The sequence below is a fragment of the Candidatus Accumulibacter aalborgensis genome (assembly GCF_900089955.1).
Classification (GTDB): Bacteria; Pseudomonadota; Gammaproteobacteria; order Burkholderiales; family Rhodocyclaceae; genus Accumulibacter; species Accumulibacter aalborgensis.
Genome location: NZ_FLQX01000146.1, coordinates 120,563 through 126,562 on the forward strand (window position 1 = coordinate 120,563; position 6,000 = coordinate 126,562).

Genomic DNA, 6,000 nt, shown 5'->3' on the forward strand with positions numbered 1-6,000 from the left:
TACGAGTTTTCGCTGGATCGGGTCAGCGGCCATTTCAAGCACATGATGGAGATGCTGCAGAATCTGAAGGATTGAGATGCCTGTTGGATTGCCGGACAGCCCTCGGCAACTACTCTGGCTCCTTGCCAGCAGACTCAGCGCTGCAGCACTCATTATCGGATTCGCGGCCGGTGGTGCTTTGTACCTGTTCGAAACTCGCCGCGCCGAGTTGGCCGCGCTGGAACGTGTGGCAGATAGCGCTCGCCATTTCGAATCGCCCGCCATGCAACTGGCCATCAATGCGAAAGCCCCCGAGGAACATGCTGCGCTCAGCCGCCTGCTGGATCGAACCCGGTTTTTCGGTATTCGCGTATTCAGCGCGGACAGAACGCTGATCTATGAGACCTGGGAGGACGTCCCCGCTGCTCTTATCGATGCCGCCAGATCCCGACAACATGATTGGCCTGAACGGGGTCAAAGCCATCAAAACTGGGTCGAGGTTGCCGGCGAGCGACTGATTCGAGTCGTTCTGCCGTTAGTCGGAGAGGATGCGACGGTTGTGGGTTATCTGGAAGGCGTCAGCCGCCTCGACGAGCAGAGCTTGCAGGCGCAACGGGAGCAGATTCGCAATGGAGCCTTGACGGCGACCCTGTCGGTCCTGGCCACGGCGCTTCTGCTCTACCCGCTGCTGCTGGCGATGTTGCGGCAATCAAGCGCACTGTCCCGTCGTCTGCTCGACGCTAATCTCTCGCTGATACGTTCTCTGGGAAATGCCATCGCCAAGCGGGATTCGGACACCGATACCCACAACTACCGGGTAACGTTTTATGCGGTCGCTCTTGCCGAGGCGATGTGCGTGCCGGAAAAGGAGATCTCGGATCTGGTCGTTGGCGCATTCCTGCACGACGTGGGCAAGATCGGTATCCCGGACAACATTTTATTGAAACCCGGCAAGCTGACTGCCGACGAGTTCGATGTCATGAAGACTCATCCTCTCCTGGGCATCGCAATCGTCGCGGACAACCCGTGGCTGGCGGGTGCGGCGCTGACCATTCGGAATCATCACGAACATATTGACGGCACAGGCTATCCCGATGGCCTGCGCGGCGACGCGATTCCCCGTGCCGCCAGGATATTCGCAGTCGTCGATGTTTTCGACGCACTGACCTCGGAACGACCCTACAAAAAGCCGATGGCTCTGGCCGAGGCACTGACCATCATCGCAAGGGATTCGGGTCGACATTTCGACCCGGAGGTCGTTGCGATCTTCAAGGAGATTGCTCCCGTCTTGTACGCCACGGCGGGTCAGGCCGGCAATACGGGATTGCGACAAGAGATGCAGGCGGTACTTTCCCGATATTTCAGGACGGCAGCGGTCCCCGCAGGAGCCGCTTCACACCCCGGGGAGCCAGTTGATTAATGCCCTCCGCCTCGGGTATCCTGTTTGAGCAGGGAATCGAGACGGCTGACCTCGTCGCCATGCATGATGATCTTCTGGCCATCCTTGGTTTCCATGACCACATCCTGATCCATGCGTTTGGCGCGGCCGGACTTGTCTTCCATGGCCATTTTGCCGCCCTTGAAGAGATAGACGGTCGAACCGTCTTTCAGTTCGATGACCTTCTCCGCTTGATCGCGGGCGGCATCACTGGCGAATGCGGAAGCGGCAACGGCACTCATTGCGACAACCATCAACAGTTTTTTCAACATTTTCTTTCTCCTTGATTTGAATTGATTGAACCTGCATTACAGATGCTACTCTCGGCGACCTTACAGTTTCTGAACCGGACGATGACATTTGCGTCATCACACTGTAATCTCTCTGTCAGCCTCCCTGAGAGGCAGGGTTCTCGGCTACATAAACCGTTACCCCATCAGCGCCAGAGATAATCTTGGAGAGCGGGAACGGCGCGGTTCCGAGCGTATCGAACTTCCAGGTGACGCTCTTGCCGCCCACGTCAATTCTGACGGTCTCAAGACGTGAGACATTGATATGTTTGGTGCCACTGTCGACGTTGAACACCCGACCAGCGACCCCCGACGCTACGTAACCGTAAGGGGCAAGCTGACTGGCGGTCGGCTGGCTCCTGGATTCCGCGACGTGCGAAAGCCAGTGTGCGCTTCCTGCTTCAGAGTATCCTCCTTCAGAGTAGTCTGTGTGGGCAAAAGCAGTCGTTGCGCCTGCCGCACTCAAGGCGGCGATCAGGGCGATTTGCGTAAAATGGGTCTTCATGGTTTTCTCCTTGTGACATCGGGTTGATCGCACCGGACAGTTCTCGTCCGACGGTGATGTCATCTTAGGAGTCGCATGCCAACAGAACGCTGACCGGGGAATTACATCCTGGTCAGGCATTCGTAGTCACCAGGATGGTCGAGCAGATTTTTGCAGGAAACGTGTTCAATCTGGTCTTGGCTCCAGGCGATTGGTGCGGTAACCGAAGTCACATCGGCTTACTCACCACGGAACTTGACTTCCTTTCCATCGAGGGACACGCAAACTCCATCCGGGGCTTCATACGCTCGCCATGCCAGTACGCATTGCATCGTTGTACCGTCCTCGGCACGCAACTCGGGCTTCGCAGAGTACCGATAGTGCTCAGGATCTGTTCCTGTAGAAACCCTATCGTAGTGCTTGCTGCCAAATCCGTACTGTTCCCGAAGTTCGCCCAGGTTCTGGCTTCGGCTGATGGCAAATCCACGAGATTCAAATCGTTTCCCGCCAAATTCCAGGAACATGGTCGCATCAGTCACTCCTCCGTGGGTGATCGACCCAACGGCGCGTCCCGACCCATTCCCTGACACGAGCCGATGGGATTGCCCGGCGCATCCGTAAAGCGTGACGGATGCCAGAAAAACAGTTGCAAATTTCGTTAATGCATTCATATAGACTCCTCGCTTCAAAGCAAAGCGAACCGCCCCTGCCGGCTTCCAGGTCAGCGTGGGCAATGCACCAAACTGGGCTGCCCCGCCTGTCTTGTATTAGCAGAATGGCGAACACAAGAGTGGCTGAGGTTTCTGGGCTAACGGGACATCCTCCACAGATACTACGGTCGGCTGTCGGCAACCTGGCGGTTTCCGAACTGTGAGATGATACTTGTGTCACCTCACAGTAATCCACCTGTCAGCCTCCCCGATAGGCCCGGTGTTCGGTCATATGCACCGTAATCCCCTCAGCCACGGCGACATTCTTGGAAAGCGGGGACGAGGTGGTCCCGAACGTGTCCAAGGTCCATGTAATGCTTCTGCCGTCCAGATCGACCTGGACGGTTTCGAGACGCGTGCCCTTCCGATAGCTGCTGCCGCTGTCGACGCTCAACACACGCACAGCAACTCAGGACGTTGCGGACCCGTACCGGCGAGTTTATCGGCAGTCGGTTGGCGCTTGGATTCCGTGACGTGCGAAAGCGAGAGTGCGCTTCCTGTTTCACCGTGCTTGAAGGGTCCGGCCCATTCCTTCAAGACGGAAACGGCTCCCCAAGGAGCCCCTTTGCGCTCAGGTGGGCTGGTTGTTCAGCCTCCCGAGTGCCCCTGTTTGATCAGGGAATCAAGGCGCATGACCTCGTCGCCGTACATCATGATCTTCTGGCCATCCTTGGTTTCCATCACCACACCCTTGTCCATGCGCTTGGCGCGGCCGGACTTGTCTTCCATGGCCATTTTGCCGTCCTTGAAGAGATAGATGGTCGAACCGTCTTTCAGTTCGATGACCTTCTCCGCTTGGGCACGGCCGGCATCACTGGCGAAAGCGGTAGCGGCAACGGCGCTCATCGCCGCAACCATCAACAGTTTTTTCAACATCTTCTCTCTCCTTGAATAAATTGAATTGAACCTACATTACAGATGCTACTCTCTGCAGCCTTACAGTTTCCGAACCGGGGGATGACATTTGCGTCATTACCCGGTAATCTGTCTGTCAGCCTCGCTGGTAGGCTGGATTCTCGGCTACATGAACCGTAATGCCCTCAGCCCGGGGAACAATCCAAGCGGGAACGGCGCGGTTCCGAACATTCGAACTTCTAGGTGCTCTTGCCGCCCACGTCGATCGGCACGGTTTCGAGACGTGAGACATTCAGGCTTCTGCCTCCGTATCACCCACCAGCGAAGCAGATTACAGATTTGTAATTTTTCAGTCAGCTTTCTGTAGGTCAGCATCCGGCAACATCGCTCCCATCAGTGATTGACGATGGGCGCTTCCGATGCATGGTTATCCGCTTGAGGTGAAGGCAGGGCTGGCGGTCACCCTCCTGACCTTGCTGCTTGCTGCGGCAACTCCCGCGCAGGCGGAAACCTTGCGCGAGGTGTTCGAGAGAGCGTGGGCGAATTCCCCACAGGGGCGAACGGCTGAGGCGAAACGGGACGAAGTCGCCGCCAGCCGAACGGTGGCCGAATCCTGGGTTCCTGCCGCTCCGAAGATCGACGCTTTTCACCGGACAGACCGCTGGAACAGTGATCTGGGTAACCAGGAGAGCGAAATCGGCATTTCCATTCCGCTCTGGCTGCCTGGACAAAAGGCTGCGCGCAGGAGCCTTGCCGAGGCCGACGGCGAAGAGAACGAAGGCGATATCCAGGCGACACGGCTCGCTGTCGCCGGTGAACTGCGCAGAGCGCTGTGGACGCTGGTCATGGCCAGGAGTGAAGCCGAGATTGCCGCAGAGCGCCTGAAAACCGCGTTAGGACTCGAAGCGGATGTCGGCAGGCGGCTCAAAGTGGGGGAAATTGCCCGCTCCGACCTGCTGCTCGCCCGGCAGGAAACCGCCAGCGCGCGCGCAGCCGCTGCCGACGCCCAACTCGGAGCAGTCCGCAGCCTGCAACGCTACCGTGTGCTGACCGGCACTGACCGCCTGCCGGATGATCCGCTGGAGCCGCTTGCCGGGGCAGACAATCGGCCTGTCGATCCCCGCATCGCCGCCGGCCAGGCGGTTATCGAGCGCGCCCGCGCGGCCCTCAAAGTGGCTCAGGAATCGCGCCGCGAGGCGCCGAGTGTCGGTCTGCTGTATCGCCGCGATCGCGACGTATCCGGTGCCACGCCGCGCGACAGCATTGGTTTTGCCATCAGCATCCCGCTGGCCGTCGAGGTGCGCAATGCGCCCCTCATGGCCAGCGCCAACACGACGCTGATCGAGGCCGAAGCCCGCTATCGACGGCTGCTCGCCGAAGTCGATGCCGAGCTGCGCGAAGCCGAAGCGCAGCTCGAATCGGCCGCTCTCGGCGCGGTGCTCGCGGTCGACCGCGAACAAGCGGCGGTGGAGCGCCTGGCGCTGATGCGCCGCTCGTTCGAGCTTGGCGAAACCTCGCTCGTCGAGCTGCTGCGCGCCCAGTCGCAGACCACCGAGGCGCGCATCGAGGGGGTCCGCAGCCGTTCCCGACTCTCCGCCGCGCAGGCCAATCTGAACCAGGCTCGAGGAATCACTCCGTGACCCGACCATCCTTCATCCCGACCTGCGCTGCTCCTTGCATTGCGGCCATTCTAGTGGCGCTGTTCTCCCTGTTTGCGCCGGTCATCGCTCATGAAGGCCATGACCACGCAGCCAGCGAGAGGCCTGCCGATGTCCGCTTGGCGCCACGCTTCGAGGTGCGCAGCGAGGACCTGGAAATCGTCGGGGTGCTCGCCGACAGAGATCTGCTCATCTATGTCGACCGCGCCAGCGACAACGTGCCCATCCAGGGCGCGCAGATCGAAGTCGAGGGGCCAGGGATCAAGGGCGTTGCCGCTGCGATGGCCGACGGGGTCTATCAATTGCCCGCAGCCGCCCTCACCCAGCCCGGCAAATACCCGCTGATGCTGACCATTCAGGCAGGCGAAATCGTCGATCTGCTCGCCGCCACTCTGGAGGTGGGAGAAGGAGCGGCAGCAGCGCCCGCCGAGAAAAATACCGAACGTTCCTGGTGGCTCTTGGCAGCGATTTCGCTGGTCCTGGTCTGCGGCGGACTGGTCGCGCGTCGCCTGCGCCGCCAAGCGAAAGAAAGGGCCATCCACCATGTCTGATTCGCGCAACATCAGCCGTGACACGCTTGTCCTGT

General features: G+C 59.5%; 7 protein-coding genes. 3 read left to right on the plus strand and 4 right to left on the minus strand.

What is annotated here, in order from left to right; all coding sequences use genetic code 11:
* Positions 1-88: 88 nt before the first annotated feature.
* On the plus strand, positions 89-1,399 hold the full coding sequence (locus tag ACCAA_RS18455) for an HD-GYP domain-containing protein (RefSeq protein WP_245754668.1): 1,311 nt from the start codon (positions 89-91) through the stop codon (positions 1,397-1,399).
* Here ACCAA_RS18455 and copK (ACCAA_RS18460) read toward each other — a convergent pair.
* The 4 genes from copK (ACCAA_RS18460) to copK (ACCAA_RS18480) all read right to left on the minus strand — a co-directional run bounded on the left by copK (ACCAA_RS18460) (position 1,396) and on the right by copK (ACCAA_RS18480) (position 3,777).
* Positions 1,396-1,689 carry a periplasmic Cu(I)/Cu(II)-binding protein CopK gene (gene copK, locus ACCAA_RS18460; protein WP_186408711.1) on the minus strand — a complete coding sequence of 98 codons (294 nt, stop codon included), beginning with the start codon at positions 1,687-1,689 and terminating at the stop codon, positions 1,396-1,398. The two genes, ACCAA_RS18455 and copK (ACCAA_RS18460), sit on opposite strands and share 4 nt — an antisense overlap.
* 115 nt (positions 1,690-1,804) lie before the next feature.
* Positions 1,805-2,212, minus strand: coding sequence for a CzcE family metal-binding protein (locus ACCAA_RS18465; protein WP_186408712.1), 408 nt, complete (start codon positions 2,210-2,212; stop codon positions 1,805-1,807).
* A gap of 218 nt (positions 2,213-2,430) precedes the next feature.
* Entirely contained in the window at positions 2,431-2,862 is a 432-nt protein-coding gene (locus ACCAA_RS18470) for a hypothetical protein (RefSeq protein ID WP_186408713.1), read from the minus strand.
* Between the two features lie 627 nt (positions 2,863-3,489).
* A complete protein-coding gene (gene copK / locus ACCAA_RS18480) occupies positions 3,490-3,777 on the minus strand; it encodes a periplasmic Cu(I)/Cu(II)-binding protein CopK (RefSeq protein WP_186408715.1) in 288 nt (95 codons plus the stop codon).
* Between the two features lie 398 nt (positions 3,778-4,175).
* Between copK (ACCAA_RS18480) and ACCAA_RS18485 the strand changes: the two genes are divergently transcribed.
* Positions 4,176-5,396: a TolC family protein gene (locus ACCAA_RS18485; protein ID WP_186408716.1), complete on the plus strand. Its 1,221-nt coding sequence runs from the start codon at positions 4,176-4,178 to the stop codon at positions 5,394-5,396.
* Complete coding sequence (locus tag ACCAA_RS18490; protein ID WP_186408717.1) at positions 5,393-5,965, plus strand: hypothetical protein; 573 nt, start codon at positions 5,393-5,395, stop codon at positions 5,963-5,965. Before ACCAA_RS18485 ends, ACCAA_RS18490 begins: the two co-directional genes overlap by 4 nt.
* Positions 5,966-6,000: the final 35 nt, after the last annotated feature.

What these genes read in the sequence shown, in the direction of transcription:
- copK (WP_186408715.1), bottom strand. Translation starts at nt 3,777, where the DNA reads ATGTTGAAAAAACTGTTGATGGTTGCGGCGATGAGCGCCGTTGCCGCT.
- ACCAA_RS18470 (WP_186408713.1), bottom strand. Translation starts at nt 2,862, where the DNA reads ATGAATGCATTAACGAAATTTGCAACTGTTTTTCTGGCATCCGTCACG.
- ACCAA_RS18485 (WP_186408716.1), top strand. Translation starts at nt 4,176, where the DNA reads ATGCATGGTTATCCGCTTGAGGTGAAGGCAGGGCTGGCGGTCACCCTC.
- copK (WP_186408711.1), bottom strand. Translation starts at nt 1,689, where the DNA reads ATGTTGAAAAAACTGTTGATGGTTGTCGCAATGAGTGCCGTTGCCGCT.
- ACCAA_RS18465 (WP_186408712.1), bottom strand. Translation starts at nt 2,212, where the DNA reads ATGAAGACCCATTTTACGCAAATCGCCCTGATCGCCGCCTTGAGTGCG.